The following is a 21,890-nucleotide window of genomic DNA, read 5'->3' as shown; positions in this document are numbered from 1 at the left end:
CACAATATTGTGCGTTTGGCCATGCCCCCGACGTTTGGCGTTCAGAATTAGTGGGCCATATGTTCGCCAAACCGAACATTTTGTAGGTCATCTGCCGAAAATGTTCGGTATAGCGAACTTCACGTCAAGCTTGCTAAACGGACAAGTAGCCCGATTTTCAGCGCAGGCGTTCGCCGATCCACCGGCGCAGGTCGGCGATTTCCTCCGGATGCACCGCATGCGGCATCGGATAGGTATGCCAGTCCACCTTGTAGCCCAGCGCCTCCAGCGCGGTGCGCGAATCCACCCCCCGCTGCAGCACCACCACCGGATCGAAGCTGCCGTGCCCCCAGAAAATCGGCACGCCGGTGTTGGCGGCGCTGCGTTCGCCGGCCAGGGTATGGGCAATGGGCAGGTAGGTGGACAGCGCGATGACGCCCGCCAACTTCCGTGCATGCCGCAAGCCCGCCGCCAGTGCAATGGCGCCGCCCTGCGAAAAACCCGCCAGCAGGATGCGCTCGCTAGGCACGCCACGCTCGTGCTCGCGGGCGATCAGCGCTTCCACCTGCGTGATCGCCTCGCGCGTGCCTTGCTCATCCTGCGGTGCTCCCGGCTCGAAGCTGTAGATGTCGTACCAGGCGCGCATCGCCATGCTGTTGTTGATCGTCACCGGCCGCACCGGCGCATGCGGGAACACGAAGCGCAGCGCCGGCCAGTCCGGTGACACCAGTTCCGGCACGATCGGCGCGAAGTCGTGACCGTCAGCCCCCAGGCCATGCAGCCAGATGATGCTGTACAGGGGATTGGCGGCGGTTTCGTTTTCGACGGCGGGAAGCAGGCTCATGGCGGATCAACACAATGCTGGGCAAAGCGGCATCGTAGCAGCAGTTGCAGACACCTTATGCCGCTGCATCCTGCGCCAACAACGCCAGCGCCCGCTGATGCGAAGCATGAATGGTGTCACGCTCAGGCATGCGGCCGGTGGTGACGCACTCCAGCCATTCGTCGGTGCTCAACACCGCCGCGTAACGCGACTGTTCCACTACGCTGAAGACCCGATGGATCTCTTCGGCGCTGGCAAAGCCGGCGCGGTTGGCATAGGGCACGGCACCGGACGCGTCGTGCAGAAACTCCACCTGCATGCCGCGATCGAACGCATGCTTGATGGTGGTGTCGTTGCAGTTGTGCGTCATGTAGCCCACCACCGCCAAGGTATCGATTTGCTGCTCGGCCAACCATTCGGCCAGGTCGGTGCCGGAGAAAGCGCTGGGCAGCAGCTTGCGCTGATAGTGATCGTGTGGACGGCTGGCTACGACTTCATGCAATTCCCAGCCTGGCGTGCCGACCGCGAACAATGGCGCGTCCGCCGGCGAAGTCTGCTGGATCACGATCACCGGAATACCGGCGGCCTGCGCGCCGTCCATCGCGCGGCCGATGTGGCGCAACGAGGTGCCCACAGGTGGGTACTGGATCTTGAGGTCACCGGTGACGTATTCGTTCTGGACATCGATGACGATGAGGGCGCGGCGAGGAGTCTGGTTCATGGCGGCATGTCCTTGCTAGGAAAGAGAGCGGTGCTCCCGGTGAGCACATCTTCTGCTTCGACCGCTCTGCCCGGCAGTGGCCTGATTGCCATTTAACGTTAGAATCGGGCCAAGTCGCCGGAGAGCCTGCCATGCACCCTGTCAAGGTCGCCATCGTCGCCTTCGACCAGATTCGCCCGTTCCATCTGTCCGTGCCATGCGCGGTATTCGGCGAAGAACCGGAGTCGCTATTCCAAGTGCGCGTGTGTGCCGCCGAGCCGGGCGAGTTGCGCACCACCGGCGGTTTCAGCATTGCCACGCGCCACGGCTTGCGCGAGCTGGCGAATGCGGATGTGATCGTAGTGCCGTCCTGGCGCAATCCGCGCGAAGCCGCGCCGAAGCCTCTGCTGGCTGCGTTGCGTCGAGCGCACCAACGCAGTGCCACCCTGGTCGGGCTTTGTCTTGGTGCGTTCGTGCTCGCCGAGGCCGGCGTGCTGGACGGAAAGCTCGCCACCACCCACTGGCGCTGGACGGAACTGTTCAAGCAACGCTTTCAGAACGTACGCCTGGATCCGAACGTGCTGTATATCGATCAAGGCAACCTCGTCACCTCCGCCGGCACCGCCGCGGGTATCGATTGCTGCTTGCACGTGGTACGCAGGCAGTACGGCGCAGAGGTTGCCAACCGTATTGCCCGCACCCTGGTGGTGCCACCGCACCGGCAGGGCAGCCAGGCGCAATACATTGAACAACCGGTACTGACCCAGGCGGCGGATACGCCGCTCACGAAAGCCTTGAATTGGGCCACGCAGCACCTCGACCGCAGCCACACGCTCGACTCGCTTGCCGCACGCGCCCTCATGAGCCGGCGCAGTTTCACCCGTCATTTCCGTCAACATACGGGGACCACGGTCGGGCAATGGTTGCTTTCCCAACGCCTGGGCCTGGCCCAGCGCATGCTGGAAACCACCGATCAGCCGATCGAGCGCATTGCCGAACGCGCGGGCTTCGGCACGGCGCTGTCGATGCGCCAGCACTTCGGGACAGCCTTCAATACGACGCCGTCCATGTACCGGCGGGAGTTTCGAGGAGCGTAGGTTGGGATGACAATCCCAGCATGGCGATATCGTGTGGAAGCTGGGATTGCCATCCCAGCCTACCGCGCGGGCAAACCCAGTTCCTGCGCAAAGAACGTCAGCATGATCGCCGTATCGCCCACGCGTTGGCTAAAAGGCGCGCCAATTCCGTGGCCCGCATTCATGCGCGTCAGCAACAGGATCGGCTGATCCGACGCGGTGGCGTCCTGTAGCGCCGCCGTGAACTTGCGCGACTGCCATGGAGCTACGCGCGGATCGTTGGCGCCGGTGGTCATCAGCACTGCCGGATAGGCGGTATGCGGCTGCACGTTCTGCAGCGGCGAATACGCCAGCGTAGCCTTGAACTGCGCCGGATCGCTCACCGTGCCGAATTCGCTCACGTTATATGCGCCGTTGGTGAAGTTGGTTTCATGGCGGATCACGTCGTAGATGCCGACCATCGCCACCACCGCACGATAGTCCTGCGGATGCTGCACCAGCGAGGCGCCCATCAGCAGGCCCCCATTGCTTGCACCCAGAATGCCCAGATGCGCGCGATCGGACCAGTGCGCCTTGAACAAGGCCAGGGCGGCGGCATGGAAGTCATCGAATACGTTCTGCTTGTGCAGCATCTGTCCCTGCGCATGCCAGTCTTGTCCATATTCGTTGCCGCCGCGGATATTGGCAAAGGCCAGCACGCCGCCACGTTCCAGCCAAGCCAATTCAGGTCCGATGAAATGCGGTGTGATCGGAATGTCATAACCGCCGTAGCTATAGAGAATGGTAGGGCGTTGTCCATTCGGAACCACGCCACGCATCGCCAGCAGAGTGACCGGTATCTTGGTGCCATCCTTGGAGACGCCGTCGATCCGGCGCACTTCCACCTTGCCGTAATCGGCGGCGGGCTTCACCTCGAAGACCGTATGCAGGTTGCCGCTGTTCGCGTCGTAATCGGCCCAGCGCGCAGGCAGCGTCCAGCCGCCGTAAGTCACCAGCGCATGATTTCGCCCTTGTTCCGCGGCGATGCCTGCGACGGTGATGTCGTGTTGCGGAAGCGGCAAGCGACGCACGAAGTTGCCCTGCCAGTCGTATTGCTCCGCCCACCAATCCGGGCCCCAGCTGCGCGTAACCAGAAAGCCGTTTGCGATCGGCGCGACGTCCTGCAAAGCGCCCTCGCGTTGCGGCAGCAACGTGGAGACTTTGCCCTGCGCGTCAATCGCAAGCAGCTTGCCGCGCGGCGCATCGGCAAAGCTCGTCACCAGCAAGCGCTGACCCACCCATGCCGCGTTGCGCACGTTGGCCTCGTAACCCAGCACTTTCTTCCATTGGCTGCCCGCGCGCAGATACACCTCGGCCGGACCACCATCGCCGATATTGGCCAGTACCGCCAGCTGTTTGGCGCCCGGCGAAGTCCGCAAACGGTATTCGGCCACTTTCGAATAATCATGCCCGAACACGACTTCATCGCCAGCGGCGGCTTTGCCCAACGCGTGATGCACCAGGGCCGCATCGAACTGCTTGACCTCCGCACCCGCTGCGGGCGGTGGAAAGCGCACATAGACGAAGCCGCGTTCGTCGGCATCCCACGCAACATCCTGCGGGGTGGTGCCGCCACCCGCGTAGGGCAATGCATCATCCAAGCTCTTGCCGCTGCTGACATCCAGCACATGCAAAGTGGTCAATTCACTGCCACCTTCCGCCGTGCCGTACGCGAGATAACGCCCGCTGGGCGACGGCCAGTAACCGGTGATCGCGGTGTTGCCGCCACTGGCATTCAGATCCACCAGCACGCGCGCCTTGCCGTCGGGCCAGGCTTGCGCCATCAGTTGCGGCTGTGGCTGTGGCGGAGTCTCCTGCATGTAGAACAGCGTGCCGCCGGCAAGCAGCGGCGACGAACGCGTGGTCGAGGTGATGGCCAGTTGCCGCACGCGTTCGGTCATGGCCTTGCCGTCGGGCATCGCGGCCAGCACTGCTTCGGTGTGATCGTTCTGCGCCTTGATCCAGGCCTGCACGGCAGGATCTTGAGAATTTTCCAACCAACGATAGGGATCGTTTACCGTGATGCCATGCAAGCTGCTGGCGTCGGGTCGTGTAGGCGAAGCAGGGGGCTTGACCGACTCTCCGGCGTAGGCCGCCAGGCTGGCGAGCAAGGTGAGGGCAGGCAAGCAGCGCAGCAAAACAGACATGCCTCAAGCTCCTGTAGCTAAGAGATGGGACTGGCCAGCCAGCCTATATCGGGCCCGAGCCCCTATGAAAGGGGACGCTTGGCGCTTGTCATGCCTGCGCGCTTGGCTATGCTGGCCGGTTTTCGCACTTTGGAGTTCCTCGCATGCGCCGACTGCTGCTCGCGGGCCTAGTCGCCCTCACCGTCCTGCCCGTGGCGGCGCAAACCCCCATAGCCGGCCCCAAGCTGGACTTGGAAACCATCATGGCCAACCCGGACTGGATGGGGCAGGCGGTGGAAAACCCCTATTGGAGCGTGGACGGCCGCAGCTTGTATTACCGCTTGAAGCGCGATGGCAGCCCGGTGCGCGACCTGTATCGCGTCGACCCGGCCAGCGGCCAAAGCAGCAAGCTCGATGCCACCGCGACCGCCCAGGCGGAAGGTCCCGCCGTCTACGACCGCGCGCATCGCCATGCGGCATACCTCTTTCATGGCGATGTGTTCCTGGTGGATTTGAGCAGCGGCCGCCGCACGCAAGTCACGCGCAGCCCGCTGCCGGAATCGTCGCCGCGCTTTTCCGCCGACGGCCGCTCGTTGCAGTTCCGTGAGAGCAACAACTGGTACGTCTACGACCTCGCCAGCGGCGTGACCGCGCCGGCCGCGGTGCTGAAGCTGACCGACGATCCGCACGACAAAAAACCCGATGCGCTCGGCCAGCAGCAACTGGACCTGTTCAAGGACCTGCGCGAAGACAAGGCGGACAAGGATGCCGTGCACGACAATGAGCAAGCGCTGGCCGCCGCCGATCCCACGCGCGCGCCGCAGCCGTTCTATCTGGGCGACAAGCCGCAACTGGTGGATACCGAGCTGTCGCCCGATGGGCGCTGGATGCTGGTGGTGACGCAGCCGGCCCATCACGACGACGGCAAAGCGCCGGACGTGATCCACTATGTTACGGATTCGGGCTACACCGAAAACGAACCTTCGCGCCCCTACGTAGGACGCAACGAACCCGCGCCCCAGTCGGTGCTGCTGCTCGATCTGCGCGCACACAAAAGCTACCCGCTGGCCACCGACAAGCTGCCCGGCATCAAGGACGATCCGCTCAAAGCCATTCGCGCCAAGACCGTGGCCGAATTGCAAAAAGCCGGCAAGGAGGATGAAGCCAAGGCGCTGAAGGCGCCGGACGTGCGGCCAGTCACGCTGTACAGCGTGGACAGCGGCAGCGCCGCCATCGCGTGGAGCGACGACGGAAGCAACGCTGCGCTGGAATTCCTGGCCATCGACAACAAGGATCGCTGGATCGCCAGCATCGACTTCGCGCATCACGAGTTGGTGTTGCAACACCGCCTGCACAACGATGCATGGGTCAACTGGACCTACAACGACGTTGGCTGGCTCAAGGACAACCGCACGCTGTGGTATCTCAGCGAAGAGAGCGGCTATTCGCAGCTATATGTGAAGCCGGTGGACGGCACGGCGAAAGCGCTGACTTCCGGCAAGTTCGAGGTAAGCCAACCGCAACTGTCCAGCGACGGCCGCTGGTTCTACGTATGTACCAACAAGCTGGCGCCGTACAGCTACGATGTTTACCGCGTACCGTCGAATGGCGGCGAACTGAGCCGCGTCACGCAATATGGCGGCATGGATCAGTTCGTGCTGTCGCCCGACGATCAGCGGCTTGCGGTGCTGCATTCATCCGCTTACGTATTGCCGCAGCTTGCCGTGCAAAGCGCGCAGGGTAGTGCGCCACGCGAACTCACCAACACCATGAAGCCCGCTTTCACCGCGCACAAGTGGATTGAAACGAAGATCGTGGAAGTACCTTCTACCCACGGCGCGGGCGTGATTTACGCGAAGTACTACGGCCCGGCGGATGAAAGCGACGCGCCGACTTCGCGTCCCGCGGTGCTGTTCGTGCATGGCGCCGGTTATCTGCAGGACGTAAAACTCGCCGCCACGTATTACGAGCATGAGCAATTGTTCAACAACCTCCTGGTGCAGGAGGGCTACGTGGTGCTGGACATGGACTACCGCGCCTCGCAAGGCTACGGCAGCGCCTGGCGCACGGCGATCTACCGCCAGATGGGTCATCCCGAACTGGAAGACCTGCTCGACGGCAAGGCCTGGCTGGTCAAGCACCACGGCGTCGATCCGAAGCGTGTCGGCATTTACGGCGGCAGCTATGGCGGCTTCATGACCGAAATGGCGTTGTTGCGCGCGCCCGGCGAATTCGCGGCCGGTGCGGCGCAGCGCCCTCCGGCCGATTGGGAGACCTACAACGATTCGTACACCGCCGGCATCCTCAATCATCCTGAGGTTGATCCGGAGGCCTACCGGATCAGCTCGCCGATCACCTATGCCAAGAACCTGCGCGATCCGCTACTGATCAACCATGGCCTGATCGACGACAACGTGCTGGCCAGCGATTCGATCCGCCTGTACCAGCGCTTCGTCGAACTGCACAAGAAAAACTTCTGGATCTCGCTGTATCCGCTGGAGCGACATGAATTCGAGCACGCGGACGCGTGGTATGACGAGTATCGGCGTATCAACGAGCTGTTCGAGACCTGGGTGAAGCCGTAACGCAAAACCGCGTAGGCTGGGATGACAATCCCAGCCTACGCCCGCAGATTACTTGTCCTGGTTCTTGCGGCCCGCGGCGATTTCGGCCGCGGCGCGTTCGAGGATTTCCGCCACGCGCTGCGCTTCCAGCTTCCAATCAGCGCCGCGCATCAGCACCGCATGCTTGAGCGCGTGCATCGCCTTGCGCACCGACATCGGTACCGAAAGCTTGGCGAACAGGCGCGCGCTTTCACGCGTGCGTTCGATGATCGCCTCTACCGTCGCGCGCTGGGTTTCCAGATAGGCACGGCCTTCGTCGGTGATGGCGTATAGCTTGCGTCCGCCCTGCTCGTTCTCCACCGAGGCGTAGCCCAGTTCTTCCAGCATGGTCAGGGTAGGGTAGATGGCGCCGGGGCTGGGCGAGTACTGGCCGAGGAACATTTCCTCGATGGTGCGGATCAGTTCATAGCCATGCCGCGGTTGTTGTTCGATCAGCGCCAGCAGCAACAGCTTCAGATCGCCGTGGCCCAACATGCGACCGCCGCCGCGACGACCGCCGCCATGGAGGTCACCCCACTCGCCAAACGCCTCCCCGGGATGCCCGAACCCGCCATGCCGGCTGCGCCGGCCGTGGAATTCGTACTCCTCCGCGCCAAACCAGCCGCCTTCACGCCAGCCCCCACAGCCGCCGTCATGATGACGATGCATAAAGCGGTGGAACAGGAAATGCCTGTGCATGATATAACTCCGATATATCGAAATGATGGGCAAAACGATATATCGAAGTTGTATCGGATGCAAGCCTGCGGGTAGCGAAGGCCGTTCCTGTTTACGCCTGTCGAAATCCCCGGCCCCCGTTCGTCACTCACTTAGGCACCCGTCAGGAGCAGCGAACATGACCCAGAATCCCACCCTCGTCCCAGCCGCCGACCTGGTCAGGCGCAACGCCGCCACCCAGCCGAACGAGAGCGCCGAGTACCGCCGCGCCCGCAACGAACTGCTGCGCGAGGAAATCGAATTGCGCCGCCAGATCGAGCGCGTCGCCCAGTTGCGGCGCCAATTGCCGCCAGGCGGTGAGGTGATCGGCGACTATCGCTTCCAGGGCGAACACGGTGCCAGCGACTTCGCCGGCCTGTTCGGCGACAAGCAGACCCTGGTCGTCTACAGCTACATGTTCGGCCCGCAACGTGAGCGACCCTGCCCGATGTGCACCTCCATGCTGGGCGCATGGGAAGGCGAGGCGCGCGACATGCAACAACGTATTGCGTTGGCGGTGGTGGCGCGTTCGCCGATCGAGCGCCTGCTGGCTTTCAAGCGCGAGCGCGGCTGGCGCGACCTGCCGCTGTATTCCGATCTCACTGGCGCTTTCACCCGCGACTACCACGGCATCGCCGAAGACGGCAGCGACATACCGGCGATCAACGTCTTTACCCGGCGCGACGGCGCGATCCGCCTGTTCTGGGCCGGGGAAATGGGTTTTGAAACGGCCGATCCCGGTCAGGATCCGCGCGGTGCGCCCGATCCCATGCCGATCTGGACGGTGTTCGACATGACCCCCGAAGGACGCGGCACCGACTGGTATCCGAAACTCGATTATCCGGCGTAATCCATGGTTATTGCCGCGTTCCGATGCGCACCGCAATGCCACGGAAGGCCAATGCGGCTGCCATCAGCAGCATGACCAGCGCGATCCACGCGGAGCGATGCAAGCCGCGCACGATCATGTCGTTGCTGCTGCCGGCCAACGAACCGAACAGCGCAACGCCTATCGCGCCCGCGGCCTGCCGGGCTGCATTGAGCACGCCGGATGCGGTGCCTGACACCCGCTTGTCGACGGCGCCGAGTACGGTCGTCGTCATTGCAGGCACACCGAGGCCCATGCCGCATGGCAGCAGTGCGAACGCCGGCAGCATCAGCAGGTAGGGGCTGCCGGCGTCGAGCAGCAGCAGCAACGCGAAGCCGGCGCCATCGATCAAGGCACCAAGCACCATCGGCAGCCGCGCGCCCGAGCGTCCGACCAGCCAGCCACTGAAGACGTTCACGCCGAAGAAGGTGGCGGTCAATGGCAGATAGGCCAGCCCCGTGCGCAAGGCGCTGTAGCCGTGCACCTGCTGTAAATACAGGCTGAGCAGGAACACGATGCCGTAATAGCTGAGATTGACGATCACGCCATACGCCACCGCCACGCTGAAACCCGGCGCCCTGAAAAATTTGAGCGGCAGCATCGGCACCGTGCAGCGCGATTCCACGTACACGAACAACGGTGCAGCCAGCAAAGCCATGCCGACACAAGCGAGCACCAGCGGGTGCGTCCAGCCCAGCGGCTTGGCTTCGATCACGGCCATGGTCAGGCCGGTGAGCGCCGCAATGGCTAGCGCTTGCCCACGCAGATCGAAGCGGCCGTTGTGCTCTTTGCGCTCGGTTTCCGGCACGCGCCACGTCAGCCAGGCCCCCAGCGCGCAGATCGGGACATTGACGAAGAATATGCTGCGCCAGCTGGTCACGCTCATCAGCAGCCCGCCGATGATCGGGCCGGCCGCAATGGCGATCGCGCCCGAGGCCGTCCACCAGCCGACCGCACGCGCACGCAATGCATGCTCATGCGCCGTCGCGTGGCTAAGCAAAGCCAGTGAACAGGGCAGCATCGCCGCCGCGCCCACGCCCTGCAGTGTGCGTCCTGCGATCAGCATCGTCGAGTTGCCCGAGCAGCCGCAAAACACCGAAGCCAGGGCGAACAGCAGCATGCCGCCGAGATACACCCGGCGTGCGCCCAGGTGATCGCCGAGATAGCCCATGCTTAGCAGCAATACCGCGAAGGCAAGCGCATACGCATCTACCACCCATTGCAACCCCGCCACGCCGGCGTGCAATTCACTGGCGATGCGGGGCAGGGCGACATTGACGATGGTGACGTCCAGCTGCACCAGCGCAAAGCCGAAGCTGGCTGCCGTGGTCACGCGCGCGATGTTGTGTTGGTAGCTTTCCCGATCCATGTGGGTAAACCTAATGGCATGGCCAGCGTAGATGTTTCGTGGGAAGGCGAAACATCCGGATATTGTCATATGCCGATCTATTGCATGGCCTCCCAATGCTGGGATTGCCATCCCAGCCTACGCACGTAACGCGTCATCCGCCGAGCTAGGCGCCGCCACGAGTTGATTCCTGCCTTGCGCCTTGGCCTGGTACAGCGCCGTATCGGCGGTGTTGAGCAGATCAAGCCAGGTAAGCACCGTGGTACTCCCCTTGGCCACGCCCAAGCTCGCCGTCACGCTCAAGGTCGAGACACCGGGTGCGCTGAAGCTATCGTCCGAAATGGCGTGGCGGACATCTTCGGCCAGCCGGCACAGTTCCTTCATCGACAAGCCATTGGTGAGCAACGCGAATTCCTCGCCGCCATAGCGGAACGCCATATGCGGCTCCTTCACCAGGCGCTGGATGCGCCCGGCGACCTCGCGCAGCACCCAGTCGCCGACGACATGCCCATGCTCGTCATTGATGGGCTTGAAGTAGTCGACGTCGATCAGGATCAGGCCGCGACCCTTTGAGAGGCGCACCGGTTCGGCCGAGAGGTCGCCGGTGATTTCCTCCAGGGCATGGCGATTGAGCAGGCCGGTCAGCGCGTCGGTATGCGCCTGCCGGCGCAATGCCTTGCTCAATTCATCACGTTCGATGGCCAGCCGCATGCTACGCATGTGTTGCTGGCGCAATGTGTCGATGGCCTCATGCAGGGCGCGCGCTTCCATGCTGCTGCCGGCACGCGGTGCACGCCGCAGGTCGCCATTGGCCAGCGCTACGACCTCATTCTTGGCCAGCAGCAGCGGAAGGATCACCAGGCGTTCCGCTGCTCGCAGCATGGCCAGCAGAAACACGAAGAACGCCACCAGAAAGCCGCCGATCAGGCGCATGTGCCGGCTTGCGGCCTGCTGCGCATCGGCTACCTGCGCGATTGCGCGTTGCATGAACAGGTCTTCCAGCTTTTCCATCGTCAGCAGGTCCGGCAGCACCTGGCTGGTAAAGGCGGCCGCACGCAGGCCATAGTCCATTCCGGGGCGCGCCACCATGGCGTCGATCAGGGGAAGCGTATGGCTGAAGAAGCCGCGCTCGACTTGCGTACGCATCACGTCGAGGTCTTGGTTGCTCCACTTCGTTTCGTCCACGCGGTCAGGCATCAGGCGATGCAGCTCATCGATGCGGCCGCGCAAGCTTGCAATGGCGAGCTGCCGCGTCGGACCGATGGCTTCCGGGGTGGACAACGGCACCACCAGCGTGGAACTGAGACGGCCGCCGTATTCGCGCAGATCGCTGAGGATGCGCGCCATCTGCATGATGCCGGCCTGATCCGGGGCAAGTCGCACGGCTTCGTCGTAGCGATGGTTGATCAGCGCGTCGAGCTGGTCGCGCGCGGCGATCAGCTCGTCGATGGCGGCTTGCAGATCCTGCGGCGATCGATCGGCCGGCGCGTGGCGAGCCAGCGTGTCGTAGGCGACACGCGCCCGGGCAAGCGCCTCGCGCGCACGCCCAAGCCGGGTCTGGTCTGCGCTCGCCTGCGGCCGCGCGCTTATCAGTTGGTCGAGTTGCGCGAGCGCGGCATCGGTGCGCTGGCGTGCGTCGGTCACCGCCGAGCGGGTCGAGGCATAGGCTGTCGTGGCGTGCGGGTCCAGGCTGAGCAGGATATTGGACGGCGCCCGCTCGGCCGAGACCGCATTGCCGGCTTTCAGCGCCTGGTCGTAGGAAGTGAGCGTGCTGAGGTTGCGGGTGCTTTGCCGGTAGCCCTGGGCATACCCTACGAACACGCAGGTCGAGACACCCGCAACCACCGCCAGCAAAAGCGCCGCTCCCACTTTTAGCTGTGCTTGAAGCTGCATCGATACCCGTTCCGCACCACGGTTCCGCTCACCAGCCGTTCGGCCCCATGGATGGCACCCCGGTGATGTCCATCATGGCCGCAAGGCGGCTGAGGAATCCCTGAATTTTCCGCCTTGAGACAAAAAGTCCAAAAGGACAGGTCGCCCTATCGGCAGGATCGGCCAAAACTGAAGCGGTACAGCGCCGACGGCGCAGGCCCCGCCCCTTCTTCAGTTATTTGCATCCTCTCCGCTTAGCGCATCCAGCTCTGCCTCGTGCCGCTTGTACAAGGCGATATTCGCCTGATTGGCCATGCTCGCATCGAAGCTTGGCTGCCCCGCGTACTTCACCGCGAACTCCGCGCTCAGCAGCGCGTACTCGCCGAGCACGAAGTTGTGCGCGCTAAGGCCGTGGCGATTGAGCAGCGCGCGCACGCTGGCGCTCTGCTCCAGGTGAGCGGCTGTTTCGTCGAGCGAGTGCGCGCGCCGATCCACGATATCAATCGGAATCTGGTTGGCTTTTGCATCCCTGGCCGTCGCCAGCAACTGCTGGAACACACTTTCCGTGAGCGTGTAATGCTGAACGGCGGTCCGATCCGATGGCGTCAACGCATAGGGAATATGACTTTGCGCAGCGAGACCGGCGGCGGGAGTGCTGAGCATCCACGCAAGCAAAGCGATTCGGCAAGCACGACATGCCGGCATGCAGATTCTTTCCTGTGCTGTATCGTGCCGACACTGTAGGAAGCCGCAGGCGACAGCCCGGTGAAAAAAGTGCAAGCGCGAATGGCGCCGATTCAGGCGCTCAGTCGACCCCTCGCAAGCGTGCTGCCATACCGACCGAAGCGATCAGCGCGCCCGACAGCAGGCGCATGTCGATCGGCATATGCCGCCGCCGTACATCCAGCAGCAGGGCGATGCGCGGTTCGTCGCTGTGGTTCCACACTTCGTGGTAGTAGGTGTCATCCCATAGCAGATGCTCGCCATCGCCAACGCGATGCTCGCGGCCATCGAGCGTAAGCACGGCCGCAGGCCTGCCTTCGCTGTCGACGGGTACCGACAGGCCAAGCTGGAAGCGCAGCACGCCGCGAAATGGGCCACGGTGCGGCGGAATATGCTTGCGTGGCGCCAGGAACGACAACGTCGCCGAAAGTACGTCCGGCGTGGAGGCGATCAGCTGCGCCAGTATGGGGCAAGCCGCCATATGCCTGGGGAAGCCGGTGCCATAGACCTTCAGCAAATACACGCGCCAATCCCTGCCGTCGTTGGCCGAAATCGGCGTTTGCGCGGGCATCACCTCGTGAAAGCGCGGAATCGCCTGGATGTGCGTGGCCACCGCCAGCGCTTCGTCGCGTAGGGCCTGCCATGCCTCGGCAAAGCGGGTCGCGGCGGGAAAGTAGACGCCCGTATCCAGCACCGGTGGCGTATCGATGCGCGCATCGTAGAGACGGCGCACAGCATTGGCTGACAGGTCGTATAACAGGCTCATGCGTTGTTATGCCTTGTCGCAATGGATCTTAAGGGGGTGCCACCGCGTAGGCTGGGATGATAATCCAGGCATCAGGATGCGGTGTGGAAAGCTGGGATTGGCATCCCAGCCTACGCGCTTCAGGTTAACGCCGCGGCGGAGATCATCACGCAATTGCGTCCGGCGCGCTTGGCGTCATACAGCGCAGTATCCGCACGGCGCCGCGCACCCATCATGTCAGGTTCGCCGGGATCGGCAATCGCCGCGCCGATGGATACGGTCAGCGTATATGCCTGTCCCGCGATATTGAACGCGGTGCGCTCGACCGCGCCGCGGATGCGTTCGGCCAGCGCCAGCAGGTCCGCTTCCTTCACCGACGGGGATAGCACCAGAAACTCTTCGCCGCCCACCCGCCCGACCAGATCGCCGGTGCGCAGCATGCGCCGGATGTTGAAGACCAGCTCCAGCAGCACGCGATCGCCATCGTCGTGGCCGAAGCGATCGTTGATGCTCTTGAAGTGGTCGGCGTCGATCAGCAGCACGCCGATCGGCTCGCGCCGGGTGCGTGCGCGTGCGAGCAGCATTTCCGAGGCTTCCAGCAAGCCCAGCCGGTTGGTGACGCCGGTGAGCGGGTCGATGCGCGCCAGGTCATGCAGCTCGCGCTGCAGGATTTCGTTGTACAGCAGCAGAAAGCCCACGCTGGCCATCAGCGGCTGCATGCCGAGCAGGAACACGTACACCACGTTCACGGCGGTGGGCGCGCCGATGCCTTGTGGAGGCGCAATTTCCGTCCACAGCGACACATTGCGCCATACCAGCAAGGCCACCGCCAGCAGATAGGCCCACAGCAACAGGCATTGGGCGCGCGTGTCGCGCTTGTTGCAGCCACCCCATAGCGCGGCAATATTCAGCACGGCATTGCCGGTGAGGAAGACCGATCCCCATAGCACGCGCAGCAGGTAGTCCGGGTGTACGGCGGCGAAATAAGTCACGCCTAGCCAGCCGCCTACGCCTAGGGCGATCGCTTCACGCCAGCGCAGTGGGCGATTGAGCACGATGCGCAGTGCTACCACCGTCAACGCCTGCGCCACCAGGTTGAAGGTATTGCCTACCAACAACACCGTCAGCGGCGAAAGCTTGAAATCAAACGCCAGTATGAAATCGCCGCAGGCTTCGATCAGCAGCGCCGTCGCGCGCATGCGCAAGCCCTGCACAGCGTTGTTGCTGCCGTTGCGTGTACCAAACCAAAGCAACAAGGCCAGTACTACGGCCTGGCCACCATTGATCAGCGCTAGCGTCTCGACATTCAAATGCATCGCGGAATCCCGGCATCGCAGAGCTTCGACCGTGCCCGCTTCACGCAGGCCGCAGCGTCGACGTGCTTGCTGGCGCCGCCGAAGCGGCCAGCGTTATCGCGCATCGCAACTCGTTATGGTCGACATGGCTGTGCTTCTCCTTTCTGCAAGCGCTTGGGTCCGCATCATCGGCAGGCGCATTGAAGACTCGAGATGGAAGTTTTCTCGCGCTGCCCATGAGTAAGCAGGCAAGGAACATGCCATGACATGCATCAACGAAATGGCAGCCAAGTCCGCCTCCGTGTGGACTTGGCATTCATGTTCGTGAATAAAACCGATTAGATCGAGATTTGGCGGCCGATATCGACCACTTGATAGGCGGGAATTTTCAGGTAATCGGTTACGCGGGCGCAGTTGCGCAACAGCATCGCGTACAAAACCCGTATCCAGCGCGGTATGCCGCGCCCGTCCTCACGTGCGACGATCTTCTCCATGCCGACGAAATAGGTCAGTTCGTTGGGTTGAATGGGGCAGCCATGCGTGGCGATCTGCGTCATCAGGGCGGGCATGTCCGGCCGTTCCATGAAGCCGAAGGAGGCGGTGATCGACCAGAAATTCGGCCCGATCTCGGCCATGCTCAGGCGGTTCCTCGGCGCCACCCACGGCGTGGAGGCGATCTCCAGCGTCACCGCCAGCACACGCTTGTGCAGGGACTTGCTGTGCTTCACGTACCACTGCATCACCGGTGGCGTGATGGCTTTGGCGCGGGTGAGGAACACCGCCGTGCCCGGCACGCGGACAACGCCGGCGCGCGTAAGCTCGTCCAGGAACACGTCCACCGGCATCGGGTCCTCGCCGGAACGTGCGGCCACCGCCACGACGCCGCGATGCCAGATGTACATAACCAGGTAGACCAGCGCCGCCAGCAGCAGCGGTACGTAACCGCCCTCCAGCAGCTTCACCATGTTCGAAGCGAAGAACGAAGCGTCAACGACAAAGAACGCGCCTGCCACCGCCACGCAGGCCGGCATGGGCCATCTCCAGATCTCGCGCATGGCAATGAACAGCAGCGCCGTGGTCATCAGCATGGTCGCCGATACCGCTATGCCATAGGCGCCGGCCAGGTTGTCCGATTTGCCGAAGCCCAGCGCCAGAGCGATCGTCACCAGCATCAGCAGCCAGTTCACCGCCCCCACGTAGATCTGGCCGTAACCCTCCTCGGAAGTCTGCGACACCTTCAGCCGGGGCATCCAGCCTAGCTGGATCGCCTGTCGCGTCATGGAGAACGCGCCGGTGATGATCGACTGGCTGGCGATGATGGTGGCCACGGTCGAGAGCACGATCAGCGGCAAGGTCAGCGTCGCCGGGCACAGGCGATAGAAAATATTGCCCTCGATCGGCGCCCCGGCCAGCACGATCGCGCCCTGGCCGGCGTAATTGAGCACCAGGCTGGGAAACACCAGCGTCGACCACGCCAGCTTGATCGGGCCTGCGCCGAAGTGGCCCATGTCGGCATACAGCGCCTCGGCGCCGGTCACGCAAAGAAATACGCCGCCCAGCACCAGGAAGCCGCCGCTGCCACCGTTAAGCAGATAGTGAAATGCGTAGTAGGGATTGAGCGCCCACAGGATACCGGGATGCTTGGCGATGCCCCATACCCCGAGCACCGCCATGGTGAGGAACCACAAGGCCATGATCGGACCGAACAGGCGCCCGATCCGCGCGGTGCCCATGGGCTGGAAAGCGAACAGCGCGAGCAGGATCAGCACGGTCAGCGGCAGCACGTAATGCTGCAGGGAAGGCGCGGCGATATGCAGCCCTTCCAGCGCCGACAACACGGAAATGGCCGGCGTGATCGCGCCATCGCCATAGATGAGCGCAGCGCCGAACAGCCCGGCTGCGACGATCAGCGGCCGCTTGCGCCGCTTCACCCCGAGCAGAGCCATCAGGGCCAGGATGCCGCCTTCGCCGTCGTTGTCGATGCGCATGGCGAAGCCGGCGTATTTCACCGAGGTGATGATGATGAGGGTCCAGATCAGCAACGAAATCACGCCCAGAATGGTCGCGGGCGTATTTCCGCCAGTCATGTCCAGCACGGTCTTGAAGGTATACAGCGGGCTGGTGCCGATGTCTCCGAAGACCACGCCCAGGGCGCCTACGCCAAGCAGGGCAGATTTCTTCAGCGAAGTCGTCGCGGCTTCCGTCATGGCGTGCGTGGCCCGTTCCCAGTTTGCTCCGCAGTCTAGCCGCGAATGATGACATCGGCGTCATGAAGCGATGCCCCTCAGGTTGCTTGCATCGTCCGGCTGGCCTATGGTCACAGGCCTGTTGCCTCCCACCCCGTTGCAAGGAGTAGCCGTCATGGCCAAAGCCAACAAGGCCGACAAGTCCGCCAAAGCCAAGCAGTTGCGCAAAGCGCCACTGAAAACCCCGAGCGCGCTCGGCGATGCCGCACGCCGCGATATTTCCGCCGAACTCAATGCCCTGCTGGCCGACATCTTCGCGCTCTACCTGAAAACCAAGAATTTTCACTGGCACATGAGCGGCCCGCATTTCCGCGACTACCATCTATTGCTGGACGAGCAATCCGAAGAGATCTACGCCACCACCGATCCGATTGCCGAGCGCGTGCGCAAACTTGGCGGCACCACCTTGCGTTCCATCCGCGACATCGCACGCTATCAGCGTCTTGCCGACAACGACGCTGAATTTGTGTCGCCTGCGGACATGCTGGCCGAGCTGCGCGAAGACAATGCGCGACTGGCCGAATACATGCGCAAGACGCATGCGTTGTGCGACGAATACAACGACGTGGCCACGGCCAGCGTGCTGGAGAACTGGATCGATGAGGCCGAGAAGCGCGTGTGGTTCCTGTTCGAGACCAGTCGCACCGTATAAGGCCTCATCCCTAGTAGGCTGGGATTGCCATCCCAGCCTACGTTGCCAAGGGAATCTTGCTATTGCGCGGACGGCTGAAAGCAAACCACGGCGCTTCGCCGTAGGAAGCCGCCACGATCCATCCCGCCGCCGTGATCACCGCCGAAATCATCAGCCCAGTCCATGCAAACCTTTGCGACGGCGTGTTCATTATCATGGGAATCCACACCAAGACGGTGAATCCACCCATCATCCATGCTTCCAGCGTCGCAGCCAGTCGTGGCAATACATTGAAGGCAATGGCCAAGCCGGCAGCTATGTGCGCGATGCCGGTGAAGTACGCCCAGCCCAGGTGGTAAGGCAGCCAGGCCGGCACCATGTCGGCCGTTTCCTTCGCATAGACCAGGTGCTCCACGCCGATCAGCGGTATCGCTACCGCGAACGCTAGGCGCGCCACGCGCAGCGCATGCGCACCCGTCAATGCGGCGAAATAAGGTTTGTCCGCTGGTGTTGCCACGGAGGCATACAGCACGCAGCACGCGGCAACCAGGGTAACGATTTCAGCGCAGCCACCCCAGGTGACTTCATGCATCGGCGCCAGGATCACGCGGGGTACGTGCAGCAGCAGCAACCACAACAGCGTGTAGCTCATCATCAGTAGCGCGGCCGGCACCAGGGTGCGTCGCAGCAGCAATCCGGCGCCGCCCACTGTCATGACAGCGCCCGATAGCATGGCCAGCAACGCACGGCCCGGCAGGTTCGGGGGAACCGGTTGCCATACGGATGCAAAATCCCGCGAGAACAGGCTGAGCAGGCCCAGCACCAGGAAGGCCAGGGCGAAGGCCCAGCGACCGATATCGGCAGTGCGCATAGAGGGTTTCCAGCAGTAGTCGTAATGCCCATTCAAGCCGCCGCGCCGCGCCGTGCAAGAGCCAATCGTGCGGCAGCCGCGCAAGCCAATCGGTGGATTGCCCTGGATTTGCCCTAAATCCGCCGTCCGTCGCCCACTGGCGCGGTTAGCATGTCCAGTTAGCCAAGCACTCAAGAGTTCAAAGCCATGGATCGTCGAGATTTACTCAAGGGCATGCTGATCGGCGCAACCGTGTCGGGCCTGCGCCCCTCGCTGCTGCTGGCGGGTGCGAATGACGCCAACACGCGACTGGCGGCGTTGGAGCGCAAACATGGCGGGCGCCTTGGTGTGGCGATCCTGGATACCGCCAGTGGAGGTCGAGCAGGCCATCGCATAGACGAGCGTTTTCTCCTATGCAGCACCTGGAAGATGCTGCTGGCTGCCACTGTGCTGTCGCGCGTCGAGCGTGGCGCAGAGCAGCTGGACCGGCAGCTCGTTTTCGGCAAGGAGGCCTTGGTCGAACACGCACCCGTGACCAGCCAGCACGTTGGACCGCCAGGCATGAGCATTGCGGAACTCTGCCGCGCTACCGTCGCCTTGAGCGACAACACCGCCGGCAACGTGCTGCTGAAGCATCTGGGTGGCCCGCATGCGATCACCGCTTTCGCGCGGCAAATCGGTGATCCGCACACGCGCCTGGATCGTTACGAAATCGAACTCAACCACCCCGCATCCGATGGCGTAAGCGATACCACCACGCCCGGCGACATGCTGCGAAATCTGCAAAAGCTGCTGCTCGGCGACGCGCTATCGGAAACATCGCGCAAGCAGCTCGTCGACTGGATGCTGGCTTCGGCCACCGGCCAGAAGCTGGTGCGAGCGGGCCTGCCGGCCGACTGGCGGGTCGGCGAAAAGACTGGCGGCTCCACCAGGCAAACCAACGACGTCGCCATCCTATGGCCGCCCGGACGCAAGCCGCTGCTGGCGGCCGTGTACTACGAAAACGCCAATACGGATACTGATGGTCGCAGTGCCGTGCTGGCCTCGGTGGGTCGTATCATTGCAGTGATGTAATCGCCGATGCGAGAAGAATTCAAGGATGATTCGCTTGCTGGCCTTGAACCGGCTTGCCGATCCGGTAGTACATGCGCACCATGTAAAACAGCGCAAGACACCGCCAGATGCAGTGCACCAGCAACACCTTGTTTTCCGTGCCGCCAAACTCCGCGTGCGAAAACTGCAGCAGGTTGTACGGCAACGACAGCAGTTGGTAGACGGTCAGCAGGCATAGCGCGATCTTGCCCGGGCGCATCCACAGCCACGTCAATCCGAACGAAAGCAACACGATATCGACCAGGTTCGAGCCAGGTAGCGGTCGGCTCATGGCCATGCCCACCAGGAACCACACCAGATGCCCGGCCTGCACGCAGAAGGCGGGCAGCACCAGTTGCTTGGCTTTGCCGAAAAGCTTCCTGCCGGTCAGCCACACCAGCGCGGTCGCCACCAGCGGCACCAGCAGATTGAAGCCGGCATAGATGCCCACGGCCCAGCCGCCAAGCGCCGCAACGAGGCCTGCCACCTTGGTCGAAGTACCGATGGCATCGTTGCTGGATGATGCGGGCTGCTTGGTGCGTATGGATTCTTCAGGATTCATGGAAGCCCCCTGACGGCGCGGCGCAATCCTAGTGGGCGGTAGGGATGGCGCACGCTGGTCTCAGCTTAATGCCGTGGTCAGTAAAATAAACGTCTACGAAACCGGGATTTCCCCCGGCTTTCGCCAGGGCCACATAAGTATCTGGGCGAATGAGATAGAGCGCATCGCGCTCCAGGCCCGCAGCGCCGTGCTGCGGCAGCCATTCGAAGCCATGCAACGGAATGTTGCGACGGGAGCACCATTCGCGCAAGGCCGGGCTCGCTTCGCCATAGACGTGAACCTGCCAGGTCATGGCTTTCAGGCTGGCAAAATTGTCGCTGCCGTTGGCCGCCACCCATGGCAGGCGATCTCCGCCGTGCACCTCGCCGGCCGAACCTTCGCTCAACGGGCAGCCGCGATAGTTCAAAGTGATTTGTGACACCGTGCGAAACAGAAACTCGCGCGCTCCTTCAAAGTGCAGCACGGCTGGGATCAGCACGGGTGCCAGGCGGGTACGCACCAGGTTGGCCACCCGGCCCTCGGCGGTGACGAAGTTGAAGACCCGGTCGGTTGTAGCGACCAGGCGACGCGCAAAGCCGATGCGCTCCGCTTCGTAACTGTCGAGGAGGGCGTCGGGCGCTTGTCCTGTCATGACGGCAGCCAGTTTCCAGGCGAGATTCACCGCATCGCCGATACCGGTATTCATGCCCTGGCCGCCGGCGGGGCTATGGATATGCGCCGCGTCGCCCAGCAGAAACACGCGGCCGTGGCGAAAGCGCTCGGCAACGCGGTGATGTACGCGATAGGTGGAAAACCAATTCACCCGCTGCACCGCGACCTGCAAATGCTTGATAGCGCGCTCGCTCACGTCCTCGAAGCGCAAGGTTTCGGCGTGCTCGGCACGTTCGTCGCGCACGGTGCCGATCAGGCGCGCGCGACCGGTGCCGGCCAAGGGAAAAACGGCCAGGAAATCCGCTTCGTCCAGGTCGGCGTGCAACTGCCCATCCAGCGATGGGCCGGATGCATCCACATCGGCCACATAGAACACCTGTTTGTAAGTGCCGCCAGGAAAGCTCTGCCCCAGGGTTTCGCGCACGCGCGAACGCGCCCCGTCGCAGCCGGCGAGATAATGCGCCTCGCACACCTGCTCGCGACCATCGGGGTCGCGCAGATACGCCACAACGCGATCCCCCTCGTCAGTAAAGCGCAGCAGCTCGGTCTGCCTTTGCACGCTGACGCCCAATTGCTCCAGCCGATCGATCAGCAGGCGTTCGTGCTGATCCTGCGGAAAAATGTGCAGGAAGGGGAACGGCGTAAGATCCGATGCCAGCGTCTCGAACCTGACCTGGGCCTTCCTTGCCCCTTTTACCCACAGATTGACGGCGGGCACCGGATGACCGCCGGCCACCACTGCATCATCCAGGTCGAGCTGGCGGTAAAGCTCCAGGGTACGTGCCTGCACGGCCAAGGCGCGCGAAGTCGTGCCAGGCGCGGAAGTCTTGTCGATGATGTGCACGCCGATACCGAGCTTGGTCAGCCACAACGCCAGCACCAAACCCGTTGGACCTGCTCCGGCGATCAGGACATCGCAGCGCATCGCTTCCACCTCGTGCGGG

The 21,890-nt window shown here is 63.1% G+C and carries 18 protein-coding genes; 5 read left to right on the top strand and 13 right to left on the bottom strand.

Going from position 1 to position 21,890, the window contains the following annotated elements; all coding sequences use genetic code 11:
- Positions 1 to 157 precede the first annotated feature (157 nt).
- On the bottom strand, positions 158 to 823 hold the full coding sequence (locus QQJ96_RS10070; protein ID WP_284331861.1) for an alpha/beta hydrolase: 666 nt from the start codon (positions 821 to 823) through the stop codon (positions 158 to 160).
- Positions 824 to 878: 55 nt separating this feature from the next.
- Complete coding sequence (locus QQJ96_RS10065) at positions 879 to 1,523, bottom strand: cysteine hydrolase family protein (RefSeq protein WP_284331860.1); 645 nt, start codon at positions 1,521 to 1,523, stop codon at positions 879 to 881.
- A gap of 131 nt (positions 1,524 to 1,654) precedes the next feature.
- Here QQJ96_RS10065 and QQJ96_RS10060 point away from each other — a divergent pair, with 131 nt between their 5' ends.
- Positions 1,655 to 2,599 carry a GlxA family transcriptional regulator gene (locus QQJ96_RS10060; protein WP_284331859.1) on the top strand — a complete coding sequence of 315 codons (945 nt, stop codon included), beginning with the start codon at positions 1,655 to 1,657 and terminating at the stop codon, positions 2,597 to 2,599.
- Positions 2,600 to 2,658: 59 nt separating this feature from the next.
- On the opposite strand, the gene QQJ96_RS10055 is transcribed toward QQJ96_RS10060, so the two are convergent.
- Complete coding sequence (locus QQJ96_RS10055; RefSeq protein ID WP_284331858.1) at positions 2,659 to 4,764, bottom strand: prolyl oligopeptidase family serine peptidase; 2,106 nt, start codon at positions 4,762 to 4,764, stop codon at positions 2,659 to 2,661.
- Between the two features lie 143 nt (positions 4,765 to 4,907).
- Here QQJ96_RS10055 and QQJ96_RS10050 point away from each other — a divergent pair, with 143 nt between their 5' ends.
- Positions 4,908 to 7,328 (top strand): S9 family peptidase, encoded by a 2,421-nt coding sequence (locus QQJ96_RS10050; protein WP_284331857.1) that lies wholly within the window; start codon positions 4,908 to 4,910, stop codon positions 7,326 to 7,328.
- Between the two features lie 48 nt (positions 7,329 to 7,376).
- On the opposite strand, the gene QQJ96_RS10045 is transcribed toward QQJ96_RS10050, so the two are convergent.
- Positions 7,377 to 8,045, bottom strand: a complete 669-nt coding sequence (locus QQJ96_RS10045; RefSeq protein ID WP_284331856.1) for a PadR family transcriptional regulator — start codon at positions 8,043 to 8,045, stop codon at positions 7,377 to 7,379.
- A gap of 157 nt (positions 8,046 to 8,202) precedes the next feature.
- Between QQJ96_RS10045 and QQJ96_RS10040 the strand changes: the two genes are divergently transcribed.
- Positions 8,203 to 8,913 carry a DUF899 family protein gene (locus tag QQJ96_RS10040; protein WP_284331855.1) on the top strand — a complete coding sequence of 237 codons (711 nt, stop codon included), beginning with the start codon at positions 8,203 to 8,205 and terminating at the stop codon, positions 8,911 to 8,913.
- 7 nt (positions 8,914 to 8,920) lie between these two features.
- Here QQJ96_RS10040 and QQJ96_RS10035 read toward each other — a convergent pair whose 3' ends face one another.
- From QQJ96_RS10035 to QQJ96_RS10010, 6 genes are all read right to left on the bottom strand, one after another.
- Positions 8,921 to 10,300 (bottom strand): MFS transporter, encoded by a 1,380-nt coding sequence (locus QQJ96_RS10035; protein WP_284331854.1) that lies wholly within the window; start codon positions 10,298 to 10,300, stop codon positions 8,921 to 8,923.
- Between the two features lie 117 nt (positions 10,301 to 10,417).
- Entirely contained in the window at positions 10,418 to 12,172 is a 1,755-nt protein-coding gene (locus QQJ96_RS10030; protein WP_284331853.1) for a GGDEF domain-containing protein, read from the bottom strand.
- A gap of 210 nt (positions 12,173 to 12,382) precedes the next feature.
- Positions 12,383 to 12,856: a hypothetical protein gene (locus QQJ96_RS10025; RefSeq protein ID WP_284331852.1), complete on the bottom strand. Its 474-nt coding sequence runs from the start codon at positions 12,854 to 12,856 to the stop codon at positions 12,383 to 12,385.
- Positions 12,857 to 12,956: 100 nt separating this feature from the next.
- On the bottom strand, positions 12,957 to 13,640 hold the full coding sequence (locus QQJ96_RS10020) for an aspartyl/asparaginyl beta-hydroxylase domain-containing protein (protein ID WP_284331851.1): 684 nt from the start codon (positions 13,638 to 13,640) through the stop codon (positions 12,957 to 12,959).
- Positions 13,641 to 13,759: 119 nt separating this feature from the next.
- A complete protein-coding gene (locus QQJ96_RS10015; RefSeq protein ID WP_284331850.1) occupies positions 13,760 to 14,935 on the bottom strand; it encodes a GGDEF domain-containing protein in 1,176 nt (391 codons plus the stop codon).
- 317 nt (positions 14,936 to 15,252) lie between these two features.
- Positions 15,253 to 17,121 carry a potassium transporter Kup gene (locus QQJ96_RS10010; protein WP_284331849.1) on the bottom strand — a complete coding sequence of 623 codons (1,869 nt, stop codon included), beginning with the start codon at positions 17,119 to 17,121 and terminating at the stop codon, positions 15,253 to 15,255.
- Between the two features lie 154 nt (positions 17,122 to 17,275).
- On the opposite strand from QQJ96_RS10010, the gene QQJ96_RS10005 reads away from it, so the two are divergent.
- Complete coding sequence (locus QQJ96_RS10005) at positions 17,276 to 17,812, top strand: Dps family protein (protein WP_284331848.1); 537 nt, start codon at positions 17,276 to 17,278, stop codon at positions 17,810 to 17,812.
- 37 nt (positions 17,813 to 17,849) lie between these two features.
- On the opposite strand, the gene QQJ96_RS10000 is transcribed toward QQJ96_RS10005, so the two are convergent.
- Positions 17,850 to 18,662, bottom strand: coding sequence for a DoxX family protein (locus QQJ96_RS10000; protein WP_284331847.1), 813 nt, complete (start codon positions 18,660 to 18,662; stop codon positions 17,850 to 17,852).
- 186 nt (positions 18,663 to 18,848) lie between these two features.
- Between QQJ96_RS10000 and bla the strand changes: the two genes are divergently transcribed.
- Positions 18,849 to 19,715: a class A beta-lactamase gene (bla, locus tag QQJ96_RS09995; RefSeq protein ID WP_284331846.1), complete on the top strand. Its 867-nt coding sequence runs from the start codon at positions 18,849 to 18,851 to the stop codon at positions 19,713 to 19,715.
- 19 nt (positions 19,716 to 19,734) lie between these two features.
- On the opposite strand, the gene QQJ96_RS09990 is transcribed toward bla, so the two are convergent.
- A complete protein-coding gene (locus QQJ96_RS09990) occupies positions 19,735 to 20,295 on the bottom strand; it encodes a hypothetical protein (RefSeq protein ID WP_284331845.1) in 561 nt (186 codons plus the stop codon).
- 28 nt (positions 20,296 to 20,323) lie between these two features.
- The gene (locus QQJ96_RS09985) at positions 20,324 to 21,871 is read right to left on the bottom strand and encodes an FAD-dependent monooxygenase (protein WP_284331844.1); all 1,548 of its coding nucleotides are present in this window, start codon (positions 21,869 to 21,871) and stop codon (positions 20,324 to 20,326) included.
- Positions 21,872 to 21,890 lie beyond the last annotated feature (19 nt).

Origin of the sequence: Dyella flagellata (assembly GCF_030160275.1) — a bacterium.
GTDB lineage: Bacteria > Pseudomonadota > Gammaproteobacteria > Xanthomonadales > Rhodanobacteraceae > Dyella_B > Dyella_B flagellata.
The sequence above is the reverse complement of the archived record's forward strand: the minus strand, read 5'-3'. Positions and strand labels throughout refer to the sequence as shown.

Coding starts and splice junctions, on each gene's coding strand:
- QQJ96_RS10040 (WP_284331855.1), top strand. CDS start 8,203: ATGACCCAGAATCCCACCCTCGTCCCAGCCGCCGACCTGGTCAGGCGC.
- QQJ96_RS10000 (WP_284331847.1), bottom strand. CDS start 18,662: ATGCGCACTGCCGATATCGGTCGCTGGGCCTTCGCCCTGGCCTTCCTG.
- QQJ96_RS10050 (WP_284331857.1), top strand. CDS start 4,908: ATGCGCCGACTGCTGCTCGCGGGCCTAGTCGCCCTCACCGTCCTGCCC.
- QQJ96_RS10045 (WP_284331856.1), bottom strand. CDS start 8,045: ATGCACAGGCATTTCCTGTTCCACCGCTTTATGCATCGTCATCATGAC.
- QQJ96_RS10020 (WP_284331851.1), bottom strand. CDS start 13,640: ATGAGCCTGTTATACGACCTGTCAGCCAATGCTGTGCGCCGTCTCTAC.
- QQJ96_RS10060 (WP_284331859.1), top strand. CDS start 1,655: ATGCACCCTGTCAAGGTCGCCATCGTCGCCTTCGACCAGATTCGCCCG.
- QQJ96_RS10010 (WP_284331849.1), bottom strand. CDS start 17,121: ATGACGGAAGCCGCGACGACTTCGCTGAAGAAATCTGCCCTGCTTGGC.
- QQJ96_RS10055 (WP_284331858.1), bottom strand. CDS start 4,764: ATGTCTGTTTTGCTGCGCTGCTTGCCTGCCCTCACCTTGCTCGCCAGC.
- QQJ96_RS10035 (WP_284331854.1), bottom strand. CDS start 10,300: ATGGATCGGGAAAGCTACCAACACAACATCGCGCGCGTGACCACGGCA.
- QQJ96_RS10015 (WP_284331850.1), bottom strand. CDS start 14,935: ATGCATTTGAATGTCGAGACGCTAGCGCTGATCAATGGTGGCCAGGCC.
- QQJ96_RS09990 (WP_284331845.1), bottom strand. CDS start 20,295: ATGAATCCTGAAGAATCCATACGCACCAAGCAGCCCGCATCATCCAGC.
- QQJ96_RS10065 (WP_284331860.1), bottom strand. CDS start 1,523: ATGAACCAGACTCCTCGCCGCGCCCTCATCGTCATCGATGTCCAGAAC.
- QQJ96_RS10025 (WP_284331852.1), bottom strand. CDS start 12,856: ATGCCGGCATGTCGTGCTTGCCGAATCGCTTTGCTTGCGTGGATGCTC.
- QQJ96_RS10005 (WP_284331848.1), top strand. CDS start 17,276: ATGGCCAAAGCCAACAAGGCCGACAAGTCCGCCAAAGCCAAGCAGTTG.
- QQJ96_RS10070 (WP_284331861.1), bottom strand. CDS start 823: ATGAGCCTGCTTCCCGCCGTCGAAAACGAAACCGCCGCCAATCCCCTG.
- QQJ96_RS09985 (WP_284331844.1), bottom strand. CDS start 21,871: ATGCGCTGCGATGTCCTGATCGCCGGAGCAGGTCCAACGGGTTTGGTG.
- bla (WP_284331846.1), top strand. CDS start 18,849: ATGGATCGTCGAGATTTACTCAAGGGCATGCTGATCGGCGCAACCGTG.
- QQJ96_RS10030 (WP_284331853.1), bottom strand. CDS start 12,172: ATGCAGCTTCAAGCACAGCTAAAAGTGGGAGCGGCGCTTTTGCTGGCG.